Origin of the sequence: Burkholderia gladioli (assembly GCF_000959725.1) — a bacterium.
Lineage (GTDB): Bacteria > Pseudomonadota > Gammaproteobacteria > Burkholderiales > Burkholderiaceae > Burkholderia > Burkholderia gladioli.
Window position 1 is genome coordinate 988,160 of record NZ_CP009322.1, and the last position, 24,605, is coordinate 1,012,764.

The following is a 24,605-nucleotide window of genomic DNA, read 5'->3' on the forward strand; positions in this document are numbered from 1 at the left end:
ATCGTGATTCGGCTTACTTGAGATAAAAGGGATAAACGAGGTTTTGCGGCTGGTTGCGCTCGCGGATCAGGTAGTCGACCTCGATGCGCAGGCATTGCGGCGTATCGGGGGCGATCGTCACCTGCACCGCGAGCGTCTGGATGCGCGGCTCCCAGCGGTTCAGGGCCTGCGTCACGTAGAGCTGCGCGAGGCTCACGGCGGTGGCGTTGCCGGCCGCGAACACCAGTTCGTTGATGCGGCAGCCGAACTCGGGCAGCATCACGCGCTCGCCGGGCGCCGTCTGCAGGATGATCAGGATCGACTGGCGGATGTCGTCGGCGCCGGCGGCCAGCATCACCGTGCCGCCGCGCGTGGCGACCGGGAAGGCCCAGCCCTGGCCGAGGAAGTCGCTTGGCGTGGCCATCTCAGCCGATCAGCACGTTCGACATGCCGGCCACCACCACGGTGGGCGGCGGCGCCTGCGGCGCGCCCGGCGGAATGTCGTGGCAGGTCTCGCAGATATCGCCCATGCGCGCCGCGCCGCGGCCGTTGATGCGCACCGTCGTGCTGCCGAACACCACGCGGCCGAGGTTGGTGGGCGGCACCTGGAAGGCGCCCGAGCTCGGGATATGGGGCGGAATGTTCTGCGCCATCGAGCCGACCGTGGCGGCCGGGCGGCTGTTGATCCGCACGTTCAGGCTCATCTGCATCGAGAGCTTGCCGTTGAACGGAAACGGCTGCGGCGTCGGCACCGGGCCGCCCGGGCTCGGTACCAGCACGATATGGATGTCGGCGGCGTTGACGATGCTGTCGCCCATCTTGGCGGCGGGTTGTCCCATCTGCGCGCTCCTAGTTCAGATCGATCATGGTGGCCGTCAGCTTCAGGCTCTGGCCGCCCTGCAGGGCCAGGCTGGCCTCGCCGAGGCTGGCCTTCACGTTGCCGGCCGTGTTGCGCACCGTCACCTGCGAGCCGGTCAGCGTGAGCGTGCCCTTCGCGGTGATCGACAGGTCGCCTTCGCTGCTGAGGCTGATGGTATTGCTCGAGGTGTCGATCTGGATGCGGTTCTGCTTGGCGTCGACGATCGTCACGCCGCCGCCGTTGGGCGAATCGTCGAGCGTGATGGTCTTGCCGTTGCGGGTGCGGATCACGCGCACGTCCTGCTGGCTGTCGGTCGGCACCGGCGGCTTCTGCGCGCCGTTCCAGAGGAAGCCGATCACGTAGGGCTTGCTCGGGTCGCCGTTGGCGAACGCGAGCAGCGCCGAGTCGCCGATCTGCGGCAGGAACAAGGCGCCGGTGTTCGGGCCGGCGAAGAAGCTGGTGATCTGGGCCCAGTCCGATTCGATTTCCGCGCCCTTGAGCACGAAGCTCACCTTCACGCGCCCGTAACCTTCCGGATCGCGCGTGTCGGCCACCTTGCCGAGCGTCACGCCGAGCGCGAGCGAGTCGAGCGCGAGGGTGTGGTCGGGAGTCATATGCCGGTTCTCCGCAGTGTGAATTCGGTCTGGTAGCCGTCCTCGACATCGAACGTGTGGGTGCTGGAGGTGATGTAGTAGATGCCGTTGAAGCGCTGGCTCAGCCCGGTCAGGCGCACGTTGATGCCGGCCACCAGGCTGGCGTCGCCGAGCACGCTGGTGCGGCCCTCGATGAAGCCGGCCAGGTTGCGCTGGTATTGCGCGGCGGCCACGCTTTGCAGCGCCTCGGGCGTGACGATGTTGGGCCGCTCGTAGCGCACCGACGAATCGGGGAAACTGCTGGCGGCCTGGTAGCCCGTCTCGCTGCCGCCCATCCGGTCGCGCGCGGTGCCGCTCGACACGGTGGCCGACAGCGGCTGGTTCGAGACGATGTCGTAGCTGCTGACGCTGACCTGCTGGCCCAGCGTCGGCACCCGCAGCTTGAGATCGAGATCGTCCACGTCGGCCGGGAAGTTCAGCGTGCGCACGGGGCTCGCGCCCTCGGCGCCAGGGCGGAACACCAGCGTGGTGCCGTCCATCAGCAACTCGTAGTTGAGCTGCGCGCAGCGCGCCATCAGGAAGTCGTAATTGGTCTGGTTGCTCTGCAGCACATAGTCGTTGACGATGCCGGCGCGGCCCTGCGTGTCGATCGCGAGCCCGGCGTCGGCGGCCACCTGCGCGGCGATGTCGGTATCGCTCGCCTGCTGGAAGGTACGCGTGCGCGTGCCGAACTTGAGCCGGTACATCTTGTCGAAGCCGCGCACCGTGACGGTCGAATAGCGGCTGAAATGCGGCTCGATCGCGGTGATCTCGCCGGTCACCAGCTGGGTCAGCGTATCGATGCCCAGCGAGATCGAGATCGCGTCGCCGGGGGCGAACGCATCGAGGTTGACGTCCTGCCAGGCGCCGGTGGACGACACGATGTTCAGCGTGAAGCTGAACATGGTCGGCACGTTGATCTCGTGCTGGACCGTCACGCTGCTCACCGCGGCGGATACCGCGCTCGACAGCGCCTGGCGGTTCTTCATGATCCGGAACCCGCCGGTCAGCACCTCAGACATAGGCGGCCCCGTTGAACGATTCGCCGTGTGTGTCGATGATCACGAGCGTGCGGCCGATGTCCTGGCGGCGCGGGAAGTTCAGCGGATCGTCGATGCCGTTGGTCTCGGCGATCAGCCGCCACTGGCCCGGATCGCCGAGGGTGCGCTGCGCGATCAGGTAGAGCCGGTCGTTCTCGGTCACCTGCCAGAGCCGGCGGCAATTGAAATACCCCTGCGCGCGCAGGTCTTCCTCGGGCGTGAGCACCGACTTGAGCGTGACGCTGAGCTCGGCGCGCACCGGCACGCCCGAGGACAGGAACATCGTGAACTTCTGGTCGAGCTTGCTGATCATGCCCACGAACAAGGGCCCCGCCCAGGTGAATACCACCACCGGCGGTTCGCGGCGCTCGGCCGTGCCGATGGTGGGCTGCGTGAGCGCGGCGATCCGGTTGGTGAGCGCGCGCACGTCGCTCTGCTTCTCGTAGGTGTCGAAGAACAGCGAGACAGTCAGGTCGTCGTCGTCCACGCGCTGGAACTGCACGTTCGAGCCCTGGCCCTTCAACTGCACGGTCTTGTTCAGCGACAGCTCGGTGGGGTTGTACATCACCGGGATCTCCTCGCCGGTCTTCTGCACCACGATCTTGGCCATTTCGAGCATCAGCGCGCTCCCTTTCGATAGCGTTCGGCGTTGACCCGGCCGGCCAGCGCGGATTCGATGCCGCGCACCAGCGAGCGCATCAGCGCGGGCGAGTGCAGCGTGTCGGCGACGGTGGCGCGGATCTGCTCGACATGCTCGCGGCGATGGAGGATCTCGCGGACCACCTGGGTGCGCACCGTGGTCTCGATATGGCGGATCTCGCGCTCGAGCTCCACCGCGCTGCGGCCGGCGGCGCGGCGGTAGGCATGCGCGGGCGGCGGCATGCGCGTGTCGCCGTAGCGGACCAGCACGGGCCCGGCCGGCTCGGCGGCTGCTGGCGCGGGTGCGAGGGCGGTCGATAGCGCACCGGGGGCGGCGAGCGAGGCGGCGGCCATCCGGATCGCGGCCGCGGAGGGCGCGGCGTTGCGCTCGCGCGGCACGATGCGCACGCGGCGCGCGGCGAGTGTCGCGAGGCGGCTGGCTGAAACCGGGGCGAGCGCGATGGCCGAGGCCGTTCGCGCGGCGGTGGGCTCGTCGTGCGCGGCCGGCATCACGAGCGCGGCGGCCGGCGATGCCGCCGGTATCGGGCCCGATCGCGGGCGCGGCGACGCGGCCATCCCGGTAGGGGCGGCGAGGGTACGCGGGCGGACCAGGGTGCCGACGGCCGACGGCGCGTGCGGCGTCGCTTGCCGGCGGGCCAGTTGGGCATGGACTGGCGGGCCGTCCGGCGTCGCGCGCGAGCCCGGCTGTGCCATGCGGCCGGCGGTGCCCGCATCGCGTGCCGCTATGGCAGCGGGCCGGCCCGTGATGGGCGAGTCGCGGTGCGCGGCGCCATCGGCGGCCACGCGCGGCGCTTGGCGCAGCAGCGTGAGGCTCGTGTCGACGATCGGCGAAGGTGCTTGCGGCGTGTCTTGCGCGACCGGCGCGCGGTGCCGGCGTGCGAACGTGCCGGGCGCGGGATCGGCGGCGCGTGCCGATCCCGCCGCGGCCATGCGGGTGGCCTGTCGCGCGATGCGGCCCAGCCACGCGTCAGGCGCGGTCTGCGCGCGGGACAGGTTGCGCGCCTGCTTATCGGGTTGCCGTGGGCGACTGCCGTCGAGGCGTGTGCCGGCATGCCCGACGGCCGATGCGATAGCGGCGGCCGGGTGCGCGCGCCGTAGCGACATCGCCGCCGGCGCCGGCCAGCCGCGGCTGTCCAGCACATGATCTGCTGCGTCGGTGAACACCCTCGAGCCAGATCGCGCCCGAGGCGCGGCCGGCGCGAGCGTCCCCGGCCAGGTCCGATGCACGACCGACGCCGGCGTCCCCGGCCACGCTCGATGCTCGGCCGGCGGCGCGGCGCCGGTCGAGGCAGCGGGCCTCATCGCCGAGCCGGTCCGCGCCGCGGCGTGCCGCTGCACCGCGCGTGCCGGCATGGCCGCCGCCTGCCACGCATCGGCCGGATGCTGGCGCGGCGAGGTTGCCGCTTGGTGCCCGCCGCGCGCGGCGAGACGAGTGCCGAGACGAGTGCCGAGATAAGCGGCCAGCCGCCTGTCGCCCGCCGCATCGAGCGCGGCGGGCGACAGGCCGGCTGCCGGCCCGGGCCGCGCGCGCCCGGCGCCATCGCGCGGCGCGCGGCCACGCTCGCGATCCGCCTCGGCGAGCGCCTGCCGGATCAGGCGCGGCAGCCGTGTCGAACCATGCAGATGGAGCGCGAACGCCTGCGCCAGCGTGACCGACACATGGCCCGCCGCCGGGCGCAGATGGACCAGCGGCGTCGCGAACGGCGCGAGCGACGCGCGTTGCGCGTTCGTCGCGGGCCCGGCGATCCGCGCGCCGGCAGCCGCGACCGAGGCCGCAAGCGCGGCGGCCGCGCGCATCGCGCCGAGCTGCATGCCCGCGGCCGAATCCGGCCGCATCATGTGCCGCTCCCGCGCTTGCGGATTCCCTCGTGCGCGAGCGTGAAGCTCTGCGTCGCGATGAGCGTCTGGCTCGCGTCGATCTGCGGCCCTTGCCACTCGATCGGCCAGGCGTTGACGAAATTCCAGGCCACCGTCGTATTGCCGAGATTGTCGAGCAGGTAGATCGTGCCGTTCTTGCGCGTCACCTTGCCCGCCGCGGCAGCGGTGAACCAGTTCCACAGCGGGTCGACCGCGCTCACGCCGCCCTTGAGCACCAGATCGCTGCCGACCACCTGGCCGGGCAGCTTGTACTCGATGTCGTTGACGCCGCCCTGGCGGATCGTCTTGACCTCGTTCTTCACCTGCAGCCCGTCCACCGACGTGAAGCCGCCCACCAGGATGCCGCCCATCTCGATGCAGAAGTTGTACGCCATGAACGGGTTGGCGCTGGCCGCCGGCTGCCGCGCGGAACTCGATCCCAAAGCCATTTCATATCCCCAATCGAAGACTCTTCTCGCGCTCGTCGCTGTTCATGGTGTCGTTGATGCGGCTGATCCGTTCGCACCAGCGGCGGCGCTCCGCGTGCTCCATCGCCAGGATGTCCCTGTACGACCAGTGGAAGTGATACGCGATGAACGCGATCTCCTCGTAGATCTGGTCGGGCACTACAGGGAGGCGAGTTTTCCCGCGTTGTCCGCGCCCGGCATCGCCACCACGTTGTCCTCGGACTGCACCTGGTTGATGCGGTTGTAGAGATCCTGCAGATAGGCGAAATCGGCCGAGAACAGATCCTCGATCACCTTGGTGTTGACCATGTCGAGACTGCCCAGGCGCACGATCACGCGCGACAGCACGATGATCGACAGATAGGCCGGGTTGGCCTGCACGCGATGGTCCTTGAGCGGCAGGATCTCGTCGCCGGCCGTGGCGAGACGCATCACGCCGCTGCGGTGCAGGTTGCCGTCGCCGTCGCGATAGCCGATCGGCAGCGTGAATTCGATTTCGGTGCTGATGACGCTCATGGCGGGGCTCCGTTCAGGAAACGCGTGTCATGTACTGGATGGTCAGCTCGAAGGTCTCGACCATGATCTCGGTGCTGCTGGCATTGAGGCCGGTGCTTTCGTACTTGTTCGGCCAGGCGTTGATCACGTTCCAGCGCGCGCGGGCGGTGCCGCCCGAATCGAGCAGGATCAGCGAGATGTTCTTCTGCACCGAGGCGCCTGTCGAGCCCTGCTGCACGGCGAGCTGGTGCCAGTTGTAGAGGTCCATCGAGTCGGTCAGCCCCTTCTTGAGGGTGAGCTTGCCGTAGGTGGTCAGGCCCGAGAACGACCGCTTGTAGGTCGGATCGGTGCCTTCGCGGTACTCGGTCGTCTCGATCGTGCTGTCGGGAATGGTCGCCTCGGAAAACGAGGCGATCTGGATGCCGGAGATTTCCACCTGGAAGCGGAACCCGCGGTACGGATTGGTCAGTTGTGTGCTCGCCATCGTCTGGCTCCGTCGTCAGTGCATCAGGATCCGGAATCCGGGCCGGCCGTTTTCTGCGCGATCCGGATGATCACGAATTCGGCCGGGTAGACGGGCGCGAGGCCGATGTCGATATACATCTGGCCGAGCGCACGGGTTTCGGGCGGGTTGTTCGAGGCGTCGCAGACCACGAAGAACGCCTCGGCGGCGCTCGCGCCGAACAGGCCGCCCGCCTGCCAGAGCGTGGTCAGGAACGCGTCGATGTCGCGCGTGACGGCCGACCAGGTGGTCTGGTCGTTCGGCTCGAACACCACCCACTGCAGGCTCTGCTTGAGGCTCTGCTCGACGTAGATGAACAGGCGCCGCACCGCCACGTAGGTCCATTCGCTGCCGACCGCGGCCAGCGTGCGCGCGCCGTAGATCACGTTGCCGTAGCCGATCAGGTTGCGGATCGCGTCGATGCCTTCCGGGTTCAGCACGTCCTGGTCGCTGTCGGTCAGCGGCGTCTGCGTCATCACCACCGTCTTCAGCGCGCCGTCGATCACCCCGGCCGGCGACTTCCAGACGCCGACCGAGGAATCGGTATTGGCATAGCGCCCGAGCACCGGGCCCGAGGGCGGAATCGGCACGTTGCTGCCGAGGATCGGATTCGATACCCAGACCCACGGGTAGTAGATCGAACCGAAGGTGGAGTTGAGCGCCTGCGAGGCCATGGCGCCCGTGCCGCTGCCCATGCGGAACCCGAGCATGTCCTGCGGGCTCAGGTTGAACGGCGGATCGCTGACATAGAACAGGCTCGCCTGCTGCTCGCAGTAGTTGAGCCCCGCGTTGATGGCGGTGGACTGCGCCATGATGCTCGGCGCCTTGCTCGCGTCGATGGCGTTGACGGTGTCGGGCATCGACAGCAGACCGATGTCCTGCACCGTATTGAGCAGCGCGAGCGTCTTCGCGTAATCGATGGTCTGCGACACGCCGCCCTTGAAGGCCACCGCGGAGCTGGTGTTGCCCGGCCGCGCGGGGGTCTTGGTGTCAGGCGTGGTCGCGGTGACGAACATCGAGGTGGCGTTGATCGCGGCGACCAGGGCTTGCAGGGAGTTGGCGGTATAGCCGTTGTAGCTCTCAAGCACGATCAGCTGTTTGTTGCCGGTGCCGAGCGTCTGCGGGCCCAGCCCGTTCTGCGTCACATAGGCCGCCAGCGTGCTGCCCGGCGCCTTGTTCAGCTCGGCGGGGTCGGCGACGATGCTCAGGTTGAAGACGGGCGAGGTGGCCTTGGGGTCGCCGCTCGAATTGGTGATCATCACGCCGAGCACCGTATTCGGCCATTCGCCGGGCGTGGCGGCGGTGAGCGAGACGGTGCCCGCGGCCGCGGTGGCGTTCTTGGCGGCGCCCGACGCGTCGGGCGCGCGCAGTACGTAGCAGAGCGCGCCGCCGAGCGCGAAGAACTGGTAGACGGCCCACGACACCATGCCGTTCCAGACCATGTTGCCGAACGTGCGCTGGTAGGCGTTCCAGCTCGTGATCAGCGTCGGCTGGCCGATCGGACTCGTGGCCAGCGTCTGGGTGATGCCCACGAACGCCGGGGTGGACGTGGACGCGCCCTGTATGGTGCGCGCACTCGGCACCTCCTGGATATAGATGCCGGGATGTAGATAGTTGGTGGCCAAGATCGTGCTCTCTGTCGGTTAGCCCATCGTGATGTCCAGGTACTGCGTGGTGCCCGGTGCCAGCGTCAGTTGCCGCGCCACGTCGGGGTAGCCGGCCTTGACGAAATTCAGTGTGACGACCGTGCCGGCGGCATCGAGCCGGCCGCGTACCGCGAGCGCGTAGCGGCCGTCGTAGCGACCATGGGCCGAGGTCTCGGTCGAGGCGGTGCGCGGCTCGCCGCGCGCGGTGGCATAGCGCGCGGCGAGCCGCACGCCGGCGATCGGCTGGCCGCCACGCTTGGCCAGCACCTGGCCGCGCAACAGCGTGGTGCCGGGCGGGAACGGGTAGAGCGGGCTCGGTTCGAGCACGCACGAGACGATCGCGTCGGCCAGCGGCGGCCGCGGCGGCACCTCGAATTCCACCTGGCTCGGGAAGAACGGCGGCGCCGAGGCGACCAGCCGGTAAGCGCCGCGCGGCAGGGCGCTGAACGCATAGAAGCCGTCGGCCTTGTCGAACGGGCGGCACGGCGCGCCGTTCAGCGTGAAGGCCGGGCGCAGGCCGGCCAGCGGCGCGTGGCTGAAGCCGTCGATCACCTGCACCACCGCGCTCAGTTCCATGCCGGGTCTCCCGCGGCCAGCTCGGCGCGCATCACCATCTCGGCCTGCGGCGTGAGCGTCGAGGGGATCCGCACCGGCGTGAGCGTGTACATCTTCGTCAGCTTGTAGGTCTTGTTCGGGAACACCGTCCAGATGTTGCGCAACTGCTCGCTCGAATCGTGCTCCGGCACGATGTCGATCGCCTCGTTGCCGGTGGCGCGCAGCAGCGGCGAGAGCAGCGCGCCCGAGAGCTGGCCGACGTCGTGGAACAGCTGGATCAGCCGGGCGACCAGCACCAGTTCGATCTCGGCGGACTTGCCGTACGGCACGATCAGGTAGGTCAGGTCGACCACCAGCGGCGCGGGCGTGACCGCGAGCGCCGAGGGCTGCGCGCCGGCGCGGCGCGTCAGCGAAGGCGGCAGGTTGCGCAGCGCGGCATTGATTTCGGTCTGGTACAGGTACAGCGACAGGCGCGTCTCGCCGGCCGCGTCGATCTCGCCGGGCGAGTCGTAGACGACGGCCGATTCGGCGGCCAGTTCCGGCACCTGGGCGCGGATCAGACGGCGCAGCGAATCACTGACCGCGCGCAGTACCTGTCCGCCATCGATGGCCGAAGCTGCCATGGTCACAGCGTGAAGACGGTGTCGGTGCGGCTGACCACTTGCGGCTGGCGGTTGTGCACCTGCGCGAGCACGGTGACGGAGCTGTCCGAGGCCGTGCGCAGATAGACGTAGTTCAGCTCGTCGGGCTCCCAGGTGATGAAGGCGTTCAGGTAGAACTCGAGATTCTGGGACGATGCGCTCGCCGTCACGAAGCTCAGCGTTTCGTTGGTGAACGACAGCGATTCGAGCGGCAGCGGGCCGTTCTGGCTCGCGAACAGGATGCCGCCGGCCTCGCTCATGTCCGGCCCGAGCGACCAGTTGACCTTGCCGAGCCCTTTGCGCGTGCTGATCAGGATCTCGATGCGGTTGCCCGGATGCGTGCCGCGCACGGTCAGGCAGATCGGACGGTAGTTGCCGCCGTAACCGGACAGGGTCGCGCTCACGCGGCCGTTGTACCACTGCATCGGCGCCTGCGCGCCGAAGCTGGCCAGGATCAGGGCTTCCTCGTTGAGCGTGCAATAACCCTGCAGGTAGTCGACCTCGGGATGGATCGAGAGGAACAGCGTGAGCGTGAAGCGCGCGAGGCCGCCCGAACCCGGCGCGGTGCGGATCGACAGCATCGCGTCGTTGAATTCGATGCCGCTCAGGCAGGGCTCGCCGCTCGCGCTCGACACCACCACGTTGTACGAGAATCCGATGCTGTCGCCGCCGCGGTTGCCGAGCGACCAGGCCACGCCCGCCGTGGTGAACTGGATGCCGAGATTGCTGTCGGGGGCGACATCGAAGAATTCGAGCTGCACCGGCATCAGCCGCCAGCCCGCATCGGGATCGGCGGGTGCATGGGCGGCGGTGCCGGGCGTGTCGGGCTGGCCCGGGGCGTCGGGCTGCATGGTGGACGGATCGGACGGATCGGGCGTGTCGGACGTATCAGGCGTCATGGCGGGGCATCCGGGCGTTTCGGTGGCGTCAGTCGAGGGCGAGGGCGAACGAACTGACGCCGATCACCGTGCTGCGGTCGTTGCGGCTTTGCAGCGTGACGCTCGCGCCGGGCGGCAGCATGACACGGCCGAGCACGCCGGACTGGTCGGTGCGCAGATACAGCGACGCGCGGATCTCGCGCACGTCCTGGCTCGCTTGCAGCATGATCTCGCGCGCATTGATCAGGAACTGGTTCAGATACATCACCGGGTCGCTCGTGCTGCTCAGCGACAGGCCCACCTGCTGCCGTCCGGCGCCGTCGCTCCAGATCGCTTCCTGGTCCGGGCGCAGCGTCAGCAAGGCATTGCTGTTGGCGCGCAGGTTCGCGAAGACGAGCGTGACCGGCTTGAAGCTCGCGACCTCCTGATAGACGCGCGCATTGAGCGCGTGCAGCGAATTCGCGACGCGATGCCCCTCGATCGTGCGCCGCGCCTGCGGCGGCAGCGAGGCGCGCTCGCCGGCGATCGTCGAGCGCACCGCGGCGGGCGTCACGCGCGGCGCGCGCGCCGGCGCCTCCGGCGCCGTTTCAGCGGGCATGGCGTCCTTGCCGCCCGCGGTGTTCCGGCCGGCGGCCTTGTCTTTCCTGTCCATGAAGCTGGGGCCCGTCAGTTGGGAAGCGGAATCGAGAAACTGCCCGGATTGATCGTGCCCGCATTGTCATACCCGGCGAATTGGTAATGCACGCTCGCCTGCGTGTTGCCGAGCAATTTCATGGTGCCGCCGATAGCGCTGCCGCTGGTCGAGAACGAAACGCGGACCGAAACGGTATCGCCGCCAGTCGCGCCATGGGTTTGCACCTGGATTTGCGATTTCTGGACCAGCAGGTTATCCAGCGGTGGAGTCGCTCCCATCGAGCCTGAAATCTGCACCGCGTCGTTATTGGTGAGGCTGATGTAATTGGGTGCATTAAACACCAGTTCGGCGGACAGCTTGTCCTGGGACGATTGCGTCCGGAACGTAAACGAGATCGTATATTCCATTTTCAGGTCCCCACTGATTATCCATGCCGAAATGCCATTCGTTTGCCTGAACGAATGGCCGGAACCGGATGCACGCAACCGGTTCCGAAGTGCCGAAACCGGTTGCGCGTTACCTTGCCTGAATTATCAGTTGAGGTCGAAACCCGAAAAGGTGTGGTTGACGGCTTGCGCGACCCCGCCATTGACGGAGACCGTCAGCACGATGCCCGAATCCGAGGACGACTTGAGCCTGATGCTCTCGACATCGGGCTTCGAGGCGACGAACAGCGAGAAGGTGAAGGCGATCTGGCCGCTGCCCGCATCCGACGTGCCGATGGTGATTTCGGCCGCGGTGACGCGCAGTTGCGTGAGCGGCAGCTCCGCGCCGCCCGTCATCTGGATGCTCAGGCCCGACGAACTGCTGAAATCCTGGCCGAGGCTCCACGACACGTCCTTCTTCGTCGTGTCCATGTCGATGACGATGCTCTGCGACGGCTGTGCGTTGGAGACAGTGAATTGAACGCGCGTGTACGTATTGCTCATGACTCGACCCTCTATGTTTTGTCTCTGCTGATCAATGGCCCTCGGTATCCATCTCTCCACGCGTGTTGCGAAGCAGATCGAATTGCCGTTGCCGCCCCGGAAATAGCGTTAGTTTGATTACTGAAGCGAGGGTGTGGCTTGATGCAGCTAGACAATAGCGGTTAACAAAATGGGATGCAAACTTTTTTTGGGTCGGGTTTTACCTGAATAGGCTTGATGGAAATTAGAGTCGTGACGGCATATTTAACACACTTGCCTATCTAATTTTTGTCGATGGCGGGCCGGCTGGAAATTTATTTCCTCTGTAATTGCCTTGCCATCATTCTTGATTATTGGAATGGAATTTTCATTTTGAAAGCTTGATATCAAAATGAATTGCCATGGTGCAGCGCGGCGCGTTTTCGCTACGACGCCCGATAGCGCGAGTCAGCGGGAATCTCGTCGGGCAGCGGCTCGCCGGCGATGTCGAGCAGCGAGCGCTCGATCTGGCGCGTCAGCGTGTCGAGCGCGAGATGATGCGGGCCGGTGCCGAAGGGCTCGGCGATATGCCCGGCGATGGTGTCGAGCGCGATCAGCGTGTACGAGACGAACACCGACACGAAGGGCGTGGCGAAGCCGATCGAATCGACCAGCCCGAACGGCAGCATCACGCAGTACGAATAGATGGTCCGGTGCAGCAGCACGTGATAGGGGAAGGGGATCGGCGTGGAGGCGATGCGCTCGCAGCCGGCCAGCTTCGCGCCCAGCTCGTCGAGCTGCGCGTCGAGCATCCACAGCTGCGTGTCGCCGAGCTTGCCGGCGCGCTGGCGCTCGGCAAGCTGCCGGCGCAGCGCGTGCAGGATCGCCACCGGCTTGAAATGGGCCGCCTCGATGCGCGCGAGGCAGTCCGCGTCGAGATAGCGCGCGAGATCCTCGGCCGGATCGGTATGGCGCAACTGGTGCTTCATCGCGTAGACGAAGGCGATGGTGGTGCGCGTGAAGGCGGCGCCGTCGTCGGTGCCGCCGTAGGAGAGCGCCTGCGAGACCAGCGCGCGCGTCGAGGTCAGCACGCCGCCCCACAGCTTGCGCGCTTCCCAGTAGCGGTCGTAGCTGACGTTGTTGCGGAACGCGGCGAAGATCGCCAGCGCCAGGCCGGCGAGCGTGAACGGGGTGGGATTGAGCGGCACCTTGGTGCCGAGGATGCGGCCGTCGGTGAGCAGGGCCAGCAGGCTGATCACGGTCATCACCGCGAGCTGCGGCAGGATCGATTGCAGCACCGAGCCATTCCAGACGAACAGCATCCGGAACCAGTGTTCGCGCGGGCGAATGATCATGACGGCAACTCCGGTGCGACGAGTGAGGCAGGCAACACTACCAGAAACGGGGCCCGTGCCTCAGGCCGCCGCGCGCGTGGCGGCCGTCACCGAGCGATGCATCAGCACCGGGATCGATTTCGAGGTGGGCGTGTTCGCGATGTCGGCCGTGCTGTCGAGCGGCACCAGCGGATTGGTTTCCGGGTAGTAGGCACCCAGGCAGCCGCGCGGGATGTCGTATTCGACCAGCAGGAAACCGTCGGCGCGCCGTTCGATGCCGTCGTGCCAGACCGTTTCGAGATCGATCCAGTCACCGGCCTCGAAGCCCAGCATCGCCAGGTCGTCCTTGTTGGCGAACACCACGCGGCGCTGGCCGAACACGCCGCGATAGCGGTCGTCGAGCGCGTAGATGGTGGTGTTGTACTGGTCGTGCGAGCGCGTGGTCATCAGCGTCAGCAGCTTCTCGCCGTGCAGGGCGCGGGCGCGCTGGATCGGCGTGTCGGTCGGCATCGGATGCGCCACGAAGTTCGCCTTTCCGTTCGGCGTGATCCAGTCGCGCTCGCGCGAGGCCACGCGCAGGTGGAAGCCGCGCGGCTGCGCGATGCGCTCGTTGTAGTTCTCGAAGCCCGGCAGCACCGCCTCGATCGCGTCGCGCACGCGCGCGTAATCGTCGATGTAGGCTTGCCAGTCGACGCTGTCGTGCGGGCCGAACAGGGCCATCGCCATGCGCGCGACGATCGCCGTTTCCGACAGCAGGTTCGGCGAGGCCGGCTTGTTCATGCCGTAGGAGACATGCACCATGCTCATCGAGTCCTCCACCGTCACGCCTTGCGAGATGCCGTTCTGCAGGTCGATCTCGGTGCGGCCGAGGGTCGGCAGGATCAGCGCGTCGCGGCCGTGGATCAGGTGGCTGCGGTTCAGCTTGGTGGTGATGTGGACCGTCAGCGCGCAACGGCGCAGGCCGTCCCAGGTGCGCGGCGTGTCGGGCGTGGCCATCGCGAAGTTGCCGCCCAGGCCGATGAACACGTTCAGCTTGTCCTCCAGCATCGCCTCGATGGTTTCCACCACGTCGTAGCCGTGATGGCGCGGCGGCTCGAAATCGTAGACCTGGCCGAGCCGGTCGAGGAAGTCCATGGTCGGCTTTTCCTCGATGCCGACCGTGCGGTTGCCCTGCACGTTCGAATGGCCGCGCACGGGGCAGAGGCCTGCGCCCTCGCGGCCGATATTGCCGCGCATCAGCATCAGGTTCGACAGCATGTGGATGGTCTGCACCGAATGCTTGTGCTGGGTGATGCCCATGCCCCAGGTCGCGATCACGCGCTCGCTCTTGGCATACAGTTCGGCCAGCGAATCGATCTGCTCGTAGGACACGCCGCTCTCGGCGGTCAGCGCGGCCCAGCTCTCGGCGCGCAGGTCGTCGGCGAAGGCCTCGAAGCCGGCGGTGTGCTCGTCGATAAAGGCGGTGTCGAGCACGCGCGGCCGGCCGGCCAGCACGGCCGCGTCGTCGAACTCCAGCACGCGCTTGGCGAGGCCCTTGAGCAGGGCGAAATCGCCGCCGATCACCGGCTGCACGAAGCGCGAGGAGATCTTCGTGCTGCCCATGGTCAGCATCTCGATCGGGCTTTGCGGATCGGAGAAGCGTTCCAGGCCGCGTTCCTTGAGCGGGTTGATCGAGACGATGGTGGCGCCGCGCTTGGCCGCCTCGCGCAGCTCGCCGAGCATGCGCGGGTGGTTGGTGGCCGGGTTCTGGCCGAAGATCATCAGCAGGTCGGCGTGCTCGAAGTCCTCCAGCGTGACGGTGCCCTTGCCGACCCCGACGGTGGCCGGCAGCCCGCGGCTGGTGGCCTCGTGGCACATGTTCGAGCAGTCGGGGAAGTTGTTGGTGCCGAAGCGGCGCACCAGCAACTGGTAGAGGAAGGCGGCTTCGTTGCTGGCGCGGCCCGAGGTGTAGAAGGCGGCGCGGTTCGGATCGTCGAGCGCCTTCAGGTGGCGCGCGATCAGGGCGAAGGCGGCGTCCCAGGCGATCGGCACGTAGCGGTCGCTGGCCGCGTCGTAGACCATCGGGTCGGTCAGGCGGCCGTGCTGCTCGAGTTCGTAGTCGGATTGCTCGAGCAGGGCCGTGACGGTGTGCTCGGCGAAGAAATCGGGGCCCACGCGCTTCGAGGTGGCCTCGGCGGCCACCGCCTTCACGCCGTTCTCGCAGAATTCGAAGGTCGAGGCGTGCTGGCGATCCGGCCAGGCGCAGCCGGGGCAGTCGAAGCCGTCGGGCTGGTTCTGGCGGAACAGGGTGCGGTAGTTGCCGCCCGCCACGCGTTCCTTGATCAGGTTGATCGCCACCTGCTTGACCGCGCCCCAACCGGCGGCCGCATGGTGGTAGGGCTCGATGCGCGGGACGGGGGCTTTCTTCTTCATGGCTGCTCGGCTGTCGGAAGCCGCTTCCAGCGGCGATGGAAGCAGATTAGACGCAGTGCAACATAACGTGGGTACACACCTGATCCATCGCAAAAAGAGTACAGTTTCGTTTTCTGGATAACAGATGGCGAGCACTGTGCTTGCGTTTGCTCACAAAAGGGGCGGCATGAAGCGTTACGAGAAGCTGGCCGACGAGATCGACGAGATGATCCGGCGCGGCGTCTACCTGCCGGGCGAGCGGATTCCCTCGGTGCGGCAGGCGAGCCGCCAGCACGACCTGAGCATCACCACCGTGGTGCGGGCCTACCTGGTGCTGGAGAGCCGCGGCGCGATCGAGAGCCGGCCGCAATCGGGCTACTTCGTGCGGGCCCGCGAGCAGGCCGCCGACCAGCCAGCGCTGCATGCCAGCACGCCGATCGCGGTGTCATCGACGGTCGACGTGAGCCGGCTGGTGCTCTCCACGCTGCGCTCGATCGCGCGCGACGACGCGGTGCCGCTCGGCTCGCCGTATCCGGATCCGGCGCTGTTTCCCTCGCAGCGGATCGCGCGCCACATGCACGGCATCGCGCGGCGGCGCACGCGCTGGGGCGTGATGGACGACCTGCCGCCCGGCAACCCGGAGCTGATCCGGCAGATCGCGCGGCGCTACGGCGAGCGCGGGATCGCCGTCGATCCGAACGAGATCGTGGTGACGATCGGCGCGACCGAGGCGATCAACCTGTGCCTTCAGGCGGTGGCGCGGCCCGGCGACACCATCGCGGTGGAATCGCCCACCTTCTACGCGATGCTGCACGCGATCGAGCGGCTGGGCATGCGCGCCATCGAGGTGGCCACCCATCCCGTGGACGGCATCGATCTCGATGCGCTGGCGCGCATCCTCGAGCGCGAGAAGATCGCCGCCTGCATGGTGATGCCGAACTTCCAGAACCCGCTCGGCTTTCGCATGAGCGACGAGCGCAAGGCCGCGCTGGTCGAGCTGCTGGCGCGCCACGACGTGCCGGCCATCGAGAACGACGTCTATCACGAGCTGTATTACGGCGAGGCCCGGCCCAGCGCGCTGAAGTCCTTCGACCGGCATGGGCTGGTGCTGCATTGCGCGTCGTTCTCGAAGAGCCTGTCGCCGGCCTACCGGATCGGCTGGGCGATGCCGGGGCGCTACCGCGACCAGGTCGAGAAGCTCAAGTTCCTGAATACGCTGGCCACGCCCGCGCTCGACCAGTTGGGGATCGCCGAGTACTTGCGCCACGACGGCTACGACCATCATCTGCGGCGGATCCGCAAGACCTTCGCGCAGCAGGCCAACCTGATGGGTGCGATGGTGCGGCGCTTCTTCCCCGACGGCACGCGCATCTCGCAGCCGGCGGGCGGTTACGTGCTGTGGGTGGAACTGCCGCCGGGCTGCGATGCGATCGCCTTGTACCAGCTCGCGCTGGCCGAGCGCATCACTATCGGGCCGGGGCATATGTTCTCGACCACCGGCAACTATCGCCACTGCATCCGGCTCAACTACAGTTATCCGTGGTCGGCGCAGATCGAGGAAGCGGTGCGCACGCTGGGCCGGCTGGTGGCGGCGGCGATGCCGGCGGGCGGCGAAACCAGGGCAGGCAAACGACGCGGACAGGATCAGGAGGAGACACGATGACGATCGATGCGGGACATGACGAGGCGCGCGGCGGCGAGCCGCCGGAAGGCGAGGGCGAGGACGGGCTCGATCCCGTGATCGTCGCGGTGCTGGGCTGCCTGCGCGACGCGCTGAGCGAAACGCCCGGGCGCGCCTGGTCGCTGGCCAAGCTCAGCAAGCGCTCGCAGGTGCCGATGAGCACGCTGCGGCGCACGCTCACCGAGCTCGACGCGGCAGGGATCACGAAGACCGAGCTCAACGAGGAGGGGATCGGTCATGCGGCGCTGACCGAGGAGGGGATCGGCTTGAGCGAGGCGCTGTTCGGCGGGCAGGGCTAGGCGCGGACCTTGGCGGCGGCGGGGCGGCCCTTGCGGTCGCCCCGCGCCGCGTCGCGTCGCATTGCGCTGGTGAGGCTCGCCCGGCTTCGATGGGCTCGGCCGCCCGCGCTGCTAGCCGAGCTCTTCGGCGAGGCCGACGAGTATGCCTTCGGGGCCCCGGATATAGCAGAGCCGATACACGTCCTGGTAGCGAACCACCTCGCCCACCAGTTGCGCGCCGAGCTTGCCGAGGCGGGCCAGCGTATCGTCGATATCTTCCACGGTGAACATCACGCGCAGGTAACCGAGCGCGTTGACCGGCGCTGCGCGGTGGTCCGCCGCGACGGGCGGCGCGAGGAAGCGGGACAGTTCGAGCCGGCCATGGCCATCCGGCGTGCGCATCATGGCGATCTCGACGCGCATGCCGGGCAAGCCGGTGACGCCGTCCGCCCAATCGCCCTCGATCGGGGCGCGCCCTTCGAGGTCGAGGCCGAGCTCGGTGAAGAAGCCGATCGCGGCATCCAGGTCTTCCACCACGATGCCGACGTTGTCCATGCGCTTGACTGTCATGACGCCTCCTTGCTGTCGATCCGGCTCGCGGCCGCGGCCGGCAGGTTTCGCGCAGCCCGCCTCGCTCAGCTTGCGTCGAGCGCGACCTCGAAGCCCCGTTTCACCGCGGGGCGCTCGAACAGCGCCTCGTACCATCGCCGCACGTTCGGGTAGTCGGCCAGGTCGACCTTGTGCCGCTCGTGCCGCCAGGCCCAGCCGAGGATGGCGAAGTCCGCGATCGACAGCGCGCCGGCCACGTATTCGTGCCCGGCCAGCCTGGCGTCGAGCACCGCGTAGAGCCGGCGCGTTTCGTCCGAGAAGCGCTTCAGGCCGTAGCGGCGGTCGTCTTCCGAGGCGAGCGCGATGAAGTGATGGACCTGCCCGGGCATCGGGCCGAATCCGCCCATCTGCCACATCAGCCATTCCATCACCGGTACCCGGTCGCGCAGGCTGGCCGGCAGGAACTTGCCGGTTTTCTCCGCCAGGTAGAGCAGGATCGCGCCGGACTCGAACACGCTGATGGGGCGACCGTCCGGGCCCTGCGGATCGACGATGGCGGGAATCTTGTTGTTCGGGCTGATCGCCAGGAATTCGGGCGCGAATTGCTCGCGGTTCGCGATATTCACGGGGTGAACCACGTAAGGCACGGCCATTTCTTCCAGCGCGACGCTGATCTTGCGGCCATTCGGCGTGTTCCAGGCATACAGCGCGATCGGTTCGGGGGTCATGGGTTCAGCTCAGGTCGTGGTCGATATGTTTGGTGAAACCGGCGCGCGTCGCGAGCGACGCGTACCAGCGCTCGAGGTTCGGCATCGGGGGCCGTTGCACACCCGGCAAGCCGAACCATCGCTTGGCGAATGCGCCGAGCACGATATCCGCGATCGTGAACGACTCGCCCTCGACGAAGTCGCGCCCGTCCAGTTGCGCGTCGAGCAGCTTCCACACCGTCGCCACCTTGACGATATCGGCGGCGAGCTTGTCCTCGTCGCGCTCGCTGGCAGGCGTGCGGACGATCGCCCAGAACACGGGCCGCTCGGCCGGCTGCAGGGTCGACAGCGACCAGTCGAGCCAGCGGTCGATGCCGGCGCGCTCGCGCGGCGTGGAGGGATAAAGCAGGCTGGACGCGCCGTATTGCATCGCCAGGTAGCGCAGGATCGAGTTCGACTCCCACAGCACGAGATCGCCGTCGACCAGCGTCGGTATCTTGCCGGTCGGGTTCATCGCCAGATAGTCGGCCTCGGTGTTGCGCCCGAACTGCAGGCCGGCATCGATGCGTTGGTAGGGCAGCGCCAGCTCGTCGCAAATCCACAGCAGTTTCTGGACGTTGACGGAATTGGCACGTCCCCAGATGGTGATCATGTTGGTGTCCCCAGGTTTTTTGCTGCCGATCGACGGCGCGGGGCCGGCATCGTGCAGGTTCGCCATCCGCTGGGCGCGGGATGGTGCGCGTATTCTCGGGCTTTCTTGGCGGCGCTGGCAACCGGTTCGGTGAGCCGCCGATGATGGCTCCCTGGACGAGCGGCGCCTGGCGCATCAGGCTGCGAAATCCAGGCCCGAGTGCGTTCGATCCGCCGGTTCTCGTGCGGCCTCGATTATCCATTCGGCGAACGCCCGCACCGGCCCCGCGCTCAATTCGATCGGCTCCGGAAGCACCAGGCAGAAGTTCTTGCTGACCGCCTTGCCGTCGGGCCAGGGCGCAATCAGGCGCCCTTGCTCGAGTTCGGCCTCGACATAAAGACGCGGCACCAGGGCTACCCCCAAACCGGCAAGCGCCGCCTCGATCAGCATGGCATGCAGGTCGTAGCGCGCGCCGATCGCCGAATTGCCCAGCGCGATGCCGGATTCCTGCGCATAGATCTGCCAGGCGTGCGGATTTTGCCGCCGGTGCAGACGCGGCAGGGCATCCAGCGACCGGTTCGCGCCGGCGCGAGCGAGCAGCGCCGGACTGCAGACCGGCACCAGCACCTCCTCCAGCAGCGCATGGAGGTGCATGCCCGTCCATGCGGGATGCTCGAAGTGGATGGCGGCATCGAAACCGCTGCCCGCCAGCAGGAAGGGGTCCATGCGCTCGGCGATATGCACCGTGACGCCTGGATGCCGATCCTGGAAATGCTTGAGCCGGGGGATCAGCCAGCGGGTGGCGAAGGTCGGGATGGCGGCGATATCGATGCTGGCGCCTTCGACGGGCTGTCCCATCAGATACAGGCTGTCGCGTTCCAGCCGATCCAGCGTTTCGCGAACCTGCGCCGCGTATCTCAGGCCGTTGGGCGCGAGCCGCACCCGGTTGCCGACGCGCTCGAACAGCGCGACGCCCAGAAATGCCTCCAATCGGCCGATCTGCCGACTCACGGCGCCCTCGGTACGCGCCAGTTCCTCTGCCGCGCGGGCGAAGCTGCCGTGGCGGGCCGCGGCCTCGAAGGCCAGCAGCGCGGAGTTGCTGGGGATCCTGCGTCGCATGGAAAGCTCTCCCGGCGGAATGTGATCGATAGTAGATTGAGCAAATATCACTGAAGCGTGACTTTAACTCGTTATTCACGGCAAAGATGCCGGCTTAGCATGACATCACTGCACTGAAGCCGCCACGTCGGCGCCAGGGTGCGCATCCGTCACGAAGGACGAGCCGATGATCTATACCGTCGAATGCAGCTTTGCCGATCCAGGCAGCGAAGCCGAATGGAACGACTTCTACAGTCTTGAAAAACTTCCCGCGCTCATCTCGGTCAGCGGTTTTCATACCTCGCAGCGCTTCAGGTCGATCAGCGCGGGATGTCCCGTCTACCTGGCCATCCATACGATCGAGGGCCCCGAGGTGCTGGGCGGGGAGGAATATCGGCGCAAGGGTGGCGGCAATTTCGCCAGATGGCAGCAGCACATCACTGATTGGCATCGCAATCTGCACGGCGATACCGGTCCGGCGCCGGCCGTCGATGCCGACGAAGTCCTGCTGCTTTGCGCAAGCGGTCCCGCGCCGCTGATCCGATTGGGCGTCGTGCCCTCGGCCATGCATGCCGTGGCGCTGGATCGGGTTCCCGAGCGCCGCTGGCTCGCGGTATTGCCGCGGCACGCGGCTGCGCCGGCCGCCGGCTTTCCGGAGGGCGTTCACGCCTATGTGCCGATCACGGAACAGCTCCGGCGCGTTCCCGGCTTGCCGGCCGAAATGAACGCATAGACCCTGACGAGGAGCCCCGCGATGCCGAACCTGAGCTTCCATATCCAGGCCGAGACGATGCCGCCGGCCGAGTGCCTCGCCGCGCTTTCCCTCGACTGCATCGAACTCTGCACGAAGGTGCTCGAAGCCGAACTGCGGAACGTTCATGTCGTCTATCTCGCGGTTCGGCTCGGGCACGGGCATCCCGTGTTCGCCGAGCTCCGGTATCGCCACGAGCCGTTTCGCCCGCCCGCGGTCATGAACCGGTTTCTGGACGAACTGGAGGGCGCCATCGTCCGCCATACCGGACTGCTCGCGCGTATTCGCTGTTTCGCCTATGCCGCGTCGGATATCTATGCCCGGAACTAGCCTTGGCAGGAGAAGCCTGATGAGCACACCCATTCTTCCGAGCCGGCAGGCCGGCGATTTCACGATCACCGCGATCAGCGATGGTTATCTCACCGCCAGCCTCGGCCTGCTCTCGAATATCGATGCGGCGCAGGCCGCCACGATGCAGGGCCAGGCGGGACAGCTAGACCTCGATGCCGTGCATATCAACTGCTACCTGATACGCACGGCGGCCCACACGATTCTGGTCGATGCCGGGGCCGGCGGCATCCGGCAGTGGGGCGGGCGCCTGCGGTCCAATCTGTTGCTGGCCGGCATCGATCCGTCCTCGATCGACACCATCCTGCTCACGCATGCCCATCCCGACCATGTGGGCGGCCTCGTGGATACCACCGGGCAAGCGAGCTTTCCCAATGCGGAACTGGTGGTGCATCGACGCGAACTCGAATTCTGGCGGGACGACGGCAAGCTGAGCCTCGCCAGCGAGCGGGCGCGTTCCAACTTCCTGATTGCGCGTCAAGCGTTCACGGCCTACCAGGACCGGCTCCGGGCTTTCGACTCGGCAAACGTGCTGCCCGGGATTCGCGCGATGCCACTGCCGGGACATACTGACGGGCACACCGGCTATCTTCTCGAATCCCATGACGGCGGCGTGCTGGTCTGGGGAGACATCGTCCATTTCCCTCATATCCAGATCGAACGGCCGGACGTGTCGATTGCATTCGACCAGGACCCATGCATGGCGGCGAATACGCGGTCACGGCTGCTGGACATGGTCAGCTCGGAACGACTCCTGATCGCCGGCATGCACCTGGGGGAAGCCGGTTTCGCGCGAATCGAGCGCTCCGGCGGCACGTATCGCCTGCTCGACGATGCCGAGGCATGACGCGGCCCTGAACCGGCTACTATAGCTTTCCCCTCGCGAACCGCCTCCGCCCATGACCGCCCTCGCCAATCGTCCCAATCTCGCGCTCGTCGTCATCGATCTGCAAAACGGCGTGGTCGCCCAGGCGCATCGGCGCGACGAGGTGCTCGTCGTCGTCGACGGCTTGATCCGGCAGGCGCGCGCTGCCGGCATCCCGGTGGTCTGGGTCCGTCACGCCGATGCCGATCTGGAGGCCGGCAGCGAGGCCTGGCGGATCGTCCCCGAGCTGGCGCCGGCTCCCGGGGAGGCGATTGTCGAGAAAGGCTATCGCGACGCCTTCGAGGACACCGAGCTCGAAGCGGTGCTGTCGCGGCTGGGCGTCGGCCGGCTGATGGTGGTGGGAGCGCAGACCGACATGTGCATTCGCTCGACCCTGCATGGCGCGCTGGTCCGCGGTTACGACGCGATGCTGGTGGGCGACGCGCACACCACGGAAGACCTTGCGCAGTGGGGCGCGCCGCCTCCGGACGCGGTGATCCGGCATACCAATCTCTACTGGGCCAATCAGAAGGCGCCGGGCCGCGCGGGCGGCGTGATCGAGAGCCGCGACGTCGATTTCGCGCGCGAGCGCGGCTGACGACCCTTGAATGCGGTCGAAGGCGACGCGACACGGCCCGTCACCCCGAATCCGGCGGTTTCATCGACACGACTGCCCGGCGCGCCCGCCGGTGTCGAATCTCCCCCGATCATCATGCTCAAACCGATAACCGACGATATCTGGCATCTCCAGCATGCCTTCGTGGCGGCCGGCCTGCCCATCTCCTCGCGCATGACGGTGGTGCGCCTCCGCGATTCGTCGCTGTGGCTGCATTCTCCGGTGCCGATGTCGGCGCAGGTGCGGGCTCAACTCGACACGCTCGGGACGGTGCGCTACATCGTGGCGCCCAACAAGGCGCATCACCTGTTCGCGGGTGCCTGCCTGGAGGCGTTTCCCGAGGCGATGCTGTTCGGCGCGCCGGGCCTGGCCGCCAAGCGTCCGGACCTGCGTGGCCTGCGTGAATTGACGCGTGAGGTGGAGCCGGCCTGGGCGGCCGATTTCGATCAGGTCTTCTTCGAGGGCATTCCGTTCGGCAACGAAACAGTCTGGTTCCACAAGGCCTCGCGCACGCTGATCGTGACCGACCTGTGCCAGTGGTGGCGCGGCGAGCTGAGGTTCGCGGCCAGGGCCTTCGCCTCGATGACGGGCGTGCGCAAGCGCCTGGCCGTGCCGCGAACGGTTCGCATGGTGGTCAAGGATCGCCGGGCGGCGCGCGCGAGCGCGGATCGAATCCTCGCCTTGCCGTTCACGCGCGTGATCATGGCGCACGACGCGATCGTCGACGAGGGCGCGCATCGCGCGCTCGAACAGGCGTTCGAGGCGTTTTCCGCGCGCTAGGGCCGCGAGGGCCGATTATTCCAGGGCGGTGCCCTGTCTATTCGCCGACCCAGTTGACCGCGTCCTCGAGCGGCGCGCGCGTGGTGCGATACGAGTTGGCCGGATGCGTTTCGTCGGCGTAGCCGAAGGAGATGGCGCACACCATTCGCCGTTCCTCGCCCAGGCCCAGTTCCTGGCGGACCCGCTTCGCATACGAGGACAGCGCGGCCTGGGGAATGCTGGCCACGCCGCAGGCCTGCGCGGCCAGGATGAAGTTGCTCACGTAGCAGCCGCAATCCACCGCGCCATAGACGCCGAGCGCCTCGTCGGTGGTGATCACGGCGACATGCGGGGCGCCGAACAATCGAAAATTCTCCAGCGTCTGCCGAAGATAGGCGGGCTTGTCGCCGCGCTCGATGCCCAGCGCGCCGTAGAGCTGGAATCCGCTCTCGCGCCGGCGATCCAGGTAGACGCCGCGGTATTCGCGCGGGAACACGAAGTCGGGTTCCGGCGGCGCGCCGCTCGACGCGTGCTCGTACAACACGCGCTTGAGCCGCTCGGTTCCCGCGCCGGTCGTGATCGTGACCTGCCACGACTGGCTGTTGCACCAGGAAGCGGTGCGCTGCGCCGCGGCGAGGATGGTCTCGATGATCGCGCGGGGAACCGGCTCCGGCCGGAATGCGCGACAGCTATAACGCTCGTCGAGCAGTCGACGCACGACTTCGAGCGCGTGAGGGGCGGCGTGAGGCCGCAGGGTTTCCGGTTCGGAGGCGGGCATGGAGGTTCCCGGGAGGGTTGGCGTCGCATCGATTCTCGACGATCCCGATCGGCATGTCGAACGGCCGCCGCCGTGGCCATCGAATCG

The 24,605-nt window shown here is 67.4% G+C and carries 31 protein-coding genes; 7 read left to right on the forward strand and 24 right to left on the reverse strand.

Annotation, left to right across the window (positions count from 1 at the left end; genetic code table 11):
* Window positions 1–13: 13 nt before the first annotated feature.
* The 19 genes from BM43_RS05030 to BM43_RS05115 all read right to left on the reverse strand — a co-directional run bounded on the left by BM43_RS05030 (window position 14) and on the right by BM43_RS05115 (window position 15,478).
* Window positions 14–403 carry a GPW/gp25 family protein gene (locus BM43_RS05030; RefSeq protein WP_036032119.1) on the reverse strand — a complete coding sequence of 130 codons (390 nt, stop codon included), beginning with the start codon at window positions 401–403 and terminating at the stop codon, window positions 14–16.
* Window position 404: 1 nt separating this feature from the next.
* On the reverse strand, window positions 405–818 hold the full coding sequence (locus BM43_RS05035) for a PAAR domain-containing protein (RefSeq protein ID WP_013690015.1): 414 nt from the start codon (window positions 816–818) through the stop codon (window positions 405–407).
* Window positions 819–828: 10 nt separating this feature from the next.
* A complete protein-coding gene (locus tag BM43_RS05040; protein WP_036056613.1) occupies window positions 829–1,452 on the reverse strand; it encodes a phage baseplate assembly protein V in 624 nt (207 codons plus the stop codon).
* On the reverse strand, window positions 1,449–2,492 hold the full coding sequence (locus BM43_RS05045) for a phage late control D family protein (RefSeq protein ID WP_036032122.1): 1,044 nt from the start codon (window positions 2,490–2,492) through the stop codon (window positions 1,449–1,451). Before BM43_RS05045 ends, BM43_RS05040 begins: the two co-directional genes overlap by 4 nt.
* Window positions 2,485–3,129 carry a CIS tube protein gene (locus tag BM43_RS05050; protein WP_013690018.1) on the reverse strand — a complete coding sequence of 215 codons (645 nt, stop codon included), beginning with the start codon at window positions 3,127–3,129 and terminating at the stop codon, window positions 2,485–2,487. Before BM43_RS05050 ends, BM43_RS05045 begins: the two co-directional genes overlap by 8 nt.
* Entirely contained in the window at window positions 3,129–4,982 is a 1,854-nt protein-coding gene (locus BM43_RS05055; RefSeq protein WP_144417625.1) for a hypothetical protein, read from the reverse strand. The genes BM43_RS05050 and BM43_RS05055 overlap by 1 nt, the downstream gene beginning before the upstream one ends.
* A 23-nt stretch (window positions 4,983–5,005) precedes the next feature.
* A complete protein-coding gene (locus BM43_RS05060; protein ID WP_025100913.1) occupies window positions 5,006–5,476 on the reverse strand; it encodes a phage tail protein in 471 nt (156 codons plus the stop codon).
* Between the two features lies 1 nt (window position 5,477).
* Window positions 5,478–5,654 (reverse strand): DUF6760 family protein, encoded by a 177-nt coding sequence (locus tag BM43_RS41590; RefSeq protein ID WP_013690021.1) that lies wholly within the window; start codon window positions 5,652–5,654, stop codon window positions 5,478–5,480.
* On the reverse strand, window positions 5,654–6,010 hold the full coding sequence (locus BM43_RS05065; protein WP_013690022.1) for a hypothetical protein: 357 nt from the start codon (window positions 6,008–6,010) through the stop codon (window positions 5,654–5,656). Before BM43_RS05065 ends, BM43_RS41590 begins: the two co-directional genes overlap by 1 nt.
* A gap of 13 nt (window positions 6,011–6,023) precedes the next feature.
* Window positions 6,024–6,473, reverse strand: coding sequence for a phage tail protein (locus tag BM43_RS05070; protein WP_013690023.1), 450 nt, complete (start codon window positions 6,471–6,473; stop codon window positions 6,024–6,026).
* A gap of 23 nt (window positions 6,474–6,496) precedes the next feature.
* Window positions 6,497–8,116, reverse strand: coding sequence for a phage tail sheath family protein (locus BM43_RS05075; protein ID WP_025100912.1), 1,620 nt, complete (start codon window positions 8,114–8,116; stop codon window positions 6,497–6,499).
* 18 nt (window positions 8,117–8,134) lie between these two features.
* Window positions 8,135–8,713 (reverse strand): carboxypeptidase regulatory-like domain-containing protein, encoded by a 579-nt coding sequence (locus tag BM43_RS05080; RefSeq protein ID WP_036056611.1) that lies wholly within the window; start codon window positions 8,711–8,713, stop codon window positions 8,135–8,137.
* Window positions 8,704–9,315 (reverse strand): Pvc16 family protein, encoded by a 612-nt coding sequence (locus tag BM43_RS05085; RefSeq protein WP_036032128.1) that lies wholly within the window; start codon window positions 9,313–9,315, stop codon window positions 8,704–8,706. Before BM43_RS05085 ends, BM43_RS05080 begins: the two co-directional genes overlap by 10 nt.
* Window positions 9,316–9,317: 2 nt before the next feature.
* Complete coding sequence (locus BM43_RS05090; RefSeq protein WP_036056610.1) at window positions 9,318–10,232, reverse strand: hypothetical protein; 915 nt, start codon at window positions 10,230–10,232, stop codon at window positions 9,318–9,320.
* Window positions 10,233–10,260: 28 nt separating this feature from the next.
* Window positions 10,261–10,863, reverse strand: a complete 603-nt coding sequence (locus tag BM43_RS05095) for a hypothetical protein (protein ID WP_036056609.1) — start codon at window positions 10,861–10,863, stop codon at window positions 10,261–10,263.
* A 14-nt stretch (window positions 10,864–10,877) separates the two neighbouring features.
* Window positions 10,878–11,252: a hypothetical protein gene (locus BM43_RS05100; protein WP_036056608.1), complete on the reverse strand. Its 375-nt coding sequence runs from the start codon at window positions 11,250–11,252 to the stop codon at window positions 10,878–10,880.
* A 126-nt stretch (window positions 11,253–11,378) separates the two neighbouring features.
* Window positions 11,379–11,774: a hypothetical protein gene (locus BM43_RS05105; protein ID WP_036056607.1), complete on the reverse strand. Its 396-nt coding sequence runs from the start codon at window positions 11,772–11,774 to the stop codon at window positions 11,379–11,381.
* Between the two features lie 404 nt (window positions 11,775–12,178).
* Window positions 12,179–13,087: a bestrophin family protein gene (locus BM43_RS05110; RefSeq protein ID WP_036056606.1), complete on the reverse strand. Its 909-nt coding sequence runs from the start codon at window positions 13,085–13,087 to the stop codon at window positions 12,179–12,181.
* 60 nt (window positions 13,088–13,147) lie between these two features.
* Window positions 13,148–15,478, reverse strand: coding sequence for an FdhF/YdeP family oxidoreductase (locus BM43_RS05115; protein WP_036056605.1), 2,331 nt, complete (start codon window positions 15,476–15,478; stop codon window positions 13,148–13,150).
* 166 nt (window positions 15,479–15,644) lie between these two features.
* On the opposite strand from BM43_RS05115, the gene BM43_RS05120 reads away from it, so the two are divergent.
* Window positions 15,645–17,120, forward strand: coding sequence for an aminotransferase-like domain-containing protein (locus BM43_RS05120; RefSeq protein WP_036056604.1), 1,476 nt, complete (start codon window positions 15,645–15,647; stop codon window positions 17,118–17,120).
* Window positions 17,117–17,437: a DNA-binding protein gene (locus BM43_RS05125; RefSeq protein ID WP_036056603.1), complete on the forward strand. Its 321-nt coding sequence runs from the start codon at window positions 17,117–17,119 to the stop codon at window positions 17,435–17,437. The genes BM43_RS05120 and BM43_RS05125 overlap by 4 nt, the downstream gene beginning before the upstream one ends.
* Before the next feature lie 111 nt (window positions 17,438–17,548).
* Here the strand turns inward: BM43_RS05125 and BM43_RS05130 are convergent, their stop codons facing one another.
* From BM43_RS05130 to BM43_RS05145, 4 genes are all read right to left on the reverse strand, one after another.
* The gene (locus BM43_RS05130; RefSeq protein WP_025102078.1) at window positions 17,549–17,986 is read right to left on the reverse strand and encodes a VOC family protein; all 438 of its coding nucleotides are present in this window, start codon (window positions 17,984–17,986) and stop codon (window positions 17,549–17,551) included.
* A gap of 65 nt (window positions 17,987–18,051) precedes the next feature.
* Complete coding sequence (locus BM43_RS05135; RefSeq protein ID WP_036056602.1) at window positions 18,052–18,693, reverse strand: glutathione binding-like protein; 642 nt, start codon at window positions 18,691–18,693, stop codon at window positions 18,052–18,054.
* 4 nt (window positions 18,694–18,697) lie between these two features.
* The gene (locus tag BM43_RS05140; RefSeq protein ID WP_036032170.1) at window positions 18,698–19,324 is read right to left on the reverse strand and encodes a glutathione S-transferase family protein; all 627 of its coding nucleotides are present in this window, start codon (window positions 19,322–19,324) and stop codon (window positions 18,698–18,700) included.
* Between the two features lie 174 nt (window positions 19,325–19,498).
* A complete protein-coding gene (locus tag BM43_RS05145) occupies window positions 19,499–20,422 on the reverse strand; it encodes a LysR substrate-binding domain-containing protein (RefSeq protein ID WP_036056601.1) in 924 nt (307 codons plus the stop codon).
* A 166-nt stretch (window positions 20,423–20,588) separates the two neighbouring features.
* Between BM43_RS05145 and BM43_RS05150 the strand changes: the two genes are divergently transcribed.
* The 5 genes from BM43_RS05150 to BM43_RS05170 all read left to right on the forward strand — a co-directional run bounded on the left by BM43_RS05150 (window position 20,589) and on the right by BM43_RS05170 (window position 23,761).
* Entirely contained in the window at window positions 20,589–21,134 is a 546-nt protein-coding gene (locus BM43_RS05150) for a hypothetical protein (RefSeq protein WP_036056600.1), read from the forward strand.
* Window positions 21,135–21,155: 21 nt separating this feature from the next.
* Complete coding sequence (locus BM43_RS05155) at window positions 21,156–21,482, forward strand: hypothetical protein (protein WP_036056599.1); 327 nt, start codon at window positions 21,156–21,158, stop codon at window positions 21,480–21,482.
* A gap of 19 nt (window positions 21,483–21,501) precedes the next feature.
* The gene (locus BM43_RS05160) at window positions 21,502–22,347 is read left to right on the forward strand and encodes an MBL fold metallo-hydrolase (protein WP_036056598.1); all 846 of its coding nucleotides are present in this window, start codon (window positions 21,502–21,504) and stop codon (window positions 22,345–22,347) included.
* Window positions 22,348–22,399: 52 nt separating this feature from the next.
* A complete protein-coding gene (locus tag BM43_RS05165; protein WP_036056597.1) occupies window positions 22,400–22,963 on the forward strand; it encodes a cysteine hydrolase family protein in 564 nt (187 codons plus the stop codon).
* Between the two features lie 114 nt (window positions 22,964–23,077).
* A complete protein-coding gene (locus BM43_RS05170; protein WP_036056596.1) occupies window positions 23,078–23,761 on the forward strand; it encodes a DUF4336 domain-containing protein in 684 nt (227 codons plus the stop codon).
* 37 nt (window positions 23,762–23,798) lie between these two features.
* Here BM43_RS05170 and BM43_RS05175 read toward each other — a convergent pair whose 3' ends face one another.
* The gene (locus tag BM43_RS05175; protein ID WP_042283408.1) at window positions 23,799–24,518 is read right to left on the reverse strand and encodes a nitroreductase; all 720 of its coding nucleotides are present in this window, start codon (window positions 24,516–24,518) and stop codon (window positions 23,799–23,801) included.
* Window positions 24,519–24,605: the final 87 nt, after the last annotated feature.

Bases quoted from the DNA above. Each gene is read 5' to 3' on its own strand.
- BM43_RS05055 (WP_144417625.1), bottom strand. From the start codon at position 4,982: ATGCAGCTCGGCGCGATGCGCGCGGCCGCCGCGCTTGCGGCCTCGGTC.
- BM43_RS05105 (WP_036056607.1), bottom strand. From the start codon at position 11,774: ATGAGCAATACGTACACGCGCGTTCAATTCACTGTCTCCAACGCACAG.
- BM43_RS05155 (WP_036056599.1), top strand. From the start codon at position 21,156: ATGCCGAACCTGAGCTTCCATATCCAGGCCGAGACGATGCCGCCGGCC.
- BM43_RS05110 (WP_036056606.1), bottom strand. From the start codon at position 13,087: ATGATCATTCGCCCGCGCGAACACTGGTTCCGGATGCTGTTCGTCTGG.
- BM43_RS05170 (WP_036056596.1), top strand. From the start codon at position 23,078: ATGCTCAAACCGATAACCGACGATATCTGGCATCTCCAGCATGCCTTC.
- BM43_RS05175 (WP_042283408.1), bottom strand. From the start codon at position 24,518: ATGCCCGCCTCCGAACCGGAAACCCTGCGGCCTCACGCCGCCCCTCAC.
- BM43_RS05080 (WP_036056611.1), bottom strand. From the start codon at position 8,713: ATGGAACTGAGCGCGGTGGTGCAGGTGATCGACGGCTTCAGCCACGCG.
- BM43_RS05140 (WP_036032170.1), bottom strand. From the start codon at position 19,324: ATGATCACCATCTGGGGACGTGCCAATTCCGTCAACGTCCAGAAACTG.
- BM43_RS05160 (WP_036056598.1), top strand. From the start codon at position 21,502: ATGAGCACACCCATTCTTCCGAGCCGGCAGGCCGGCGATTTCACGATC.
- BM43_RS05145 (WP_036056601.1), bottom strand. From the start codon at position 20,422: ATGCGACGCAGGATCCCCAGCAACTCCGCGCTGCTGGCCTTCGAGGCC.
- BM43_RS05125 (WP_036056603.1), top strand. From the start codon at position 17,117: ATGACGATCGATGCGGGACATGACGAGGCGCGCGGCGGCGAGCCGCCG.
- BM43_RS05065 (WP_013690022.1), bottom strand. From the start codon at position 6,010: ATGAGCGTCATCAGCACCGAAATCGAATTCACGCTGCCGATCGGCTAT.
- BM43_RS05045 (WP_036032122.1), bottom strand. From the start codon at position 2,492: ATGTCTGAGGTGCTGACCGGCGGGTTCCGGATCATGAAGAACCGCCAG.
- BM43_RS05070 (WP_013690023.1), bottom strand. From the start codon at position 6,473: ATGGCGAGCACACAACTGACCAATCCGTACCGCGGGTTCCGCTTCCAG.
- BM43_RS05130 (WP_025102078.1), bottom strand. From the start codon at position 17,986: ATGACAGTCAAGCGCATGGACAACGTCGGCATCGTGGTGGAAGACCTG.
- BM43_RS05090 (WP_036056610.1), bottom strand. From the start codon at position 10,232: ATGACGCCTGATACGTCCGACACGCCCGATCCGTCCGATCCGTCCACC.
- BM43_RS05030 (WP_036032119.1), bottom strand. From the start codon at position 403: ATGGCCACGCCAAGCGACTTCCTCGGCCAGGGCTGGGCCTTCCCGGTC.
- BM43_RS05085 (WP_036032128.1), bottom strand. From the start codon at position 9,315: ATGGCAGCTTCGGCCATCGATGGCGGACAGGTACTGCGCGCGGTCAGT.
- BM43_RS05120 (WP_036056604.1), top strand. From the start codon at position 15,645: ATGAAGCGTTACGAGAAGCTGGCCGACGAGATCGACGAGATGATCCGG.
- BM43_RS05150 (WP_036056600.1), top strand. From the start codon at position 20,589: ATGATCTATACCGTCGAATGCAGCTTTGCCGATCCAGGCAGCGAAGCC.
- BM43_RS05050 (WP_013690018.1), bottom strand. From the start codon at position 3,129: ATGCTCGAAATGGCCAAGATCGTGGTGCAGAAGACCGGCGAGGAGATC.
- BM43_RS05095 (WP_036056609.1), bottom strand. From the start codon at position 10,863: ATGGACAGGAAAGACAAGGCCGCCGGCCGGAACACCGCGGGCGGCAAG.
- BM43_RS05100 (WP_036056608.1), bottom strand. From the start codon at position 11,252: ATGGAATATACGATCTCGTTTACGTTCCGGACGCAATCGTCCCAGGAC.
- BM43_RS05165 (WP_036056597.1), top strand. From the start codon at position 22,400: ATGACCGCCCTCGCCAATCGTCCCAATCTCGCGCTCGTCGTCATCGAT.
- BM43_RS05115 (WP_036056605.1), bottom strand. From the start codon at position 15,478: ATGAAGAAGAAAGCCCCCGTCCCGCGCATCGAGCCCTACCACCATGCG.
- BM43_RS05040 (WP_036056613.1), bottom strand. From the start codon at position 1,452: ATGACTCCCGACCACACCCTCGCGCTCGACTCGCTCGCGCTCGGCGTG.
- BM43_RS05135 (WP_036056602.1), bottom strand. From the start codon at position 18,693: ATGACCCCCGAACCGATCGCGCTGTATGCCTGGAACACGCCGAATGGC.
- BM43_RS05060 (WP_025100913.1), bottom strand. From the start codon at position 5,476: ATGGCTTTGGGATCGAGTTCCGCGCGGCAGCCGGCGGCCAGCGCCAAC.
- BM43_RS05035 (WP_013690015.1), bottom strand. From the start codon at position 818: ATGGGACAACCCGCCGCCAAGATGGGCGACAGCATCGTCAACGCCGCC.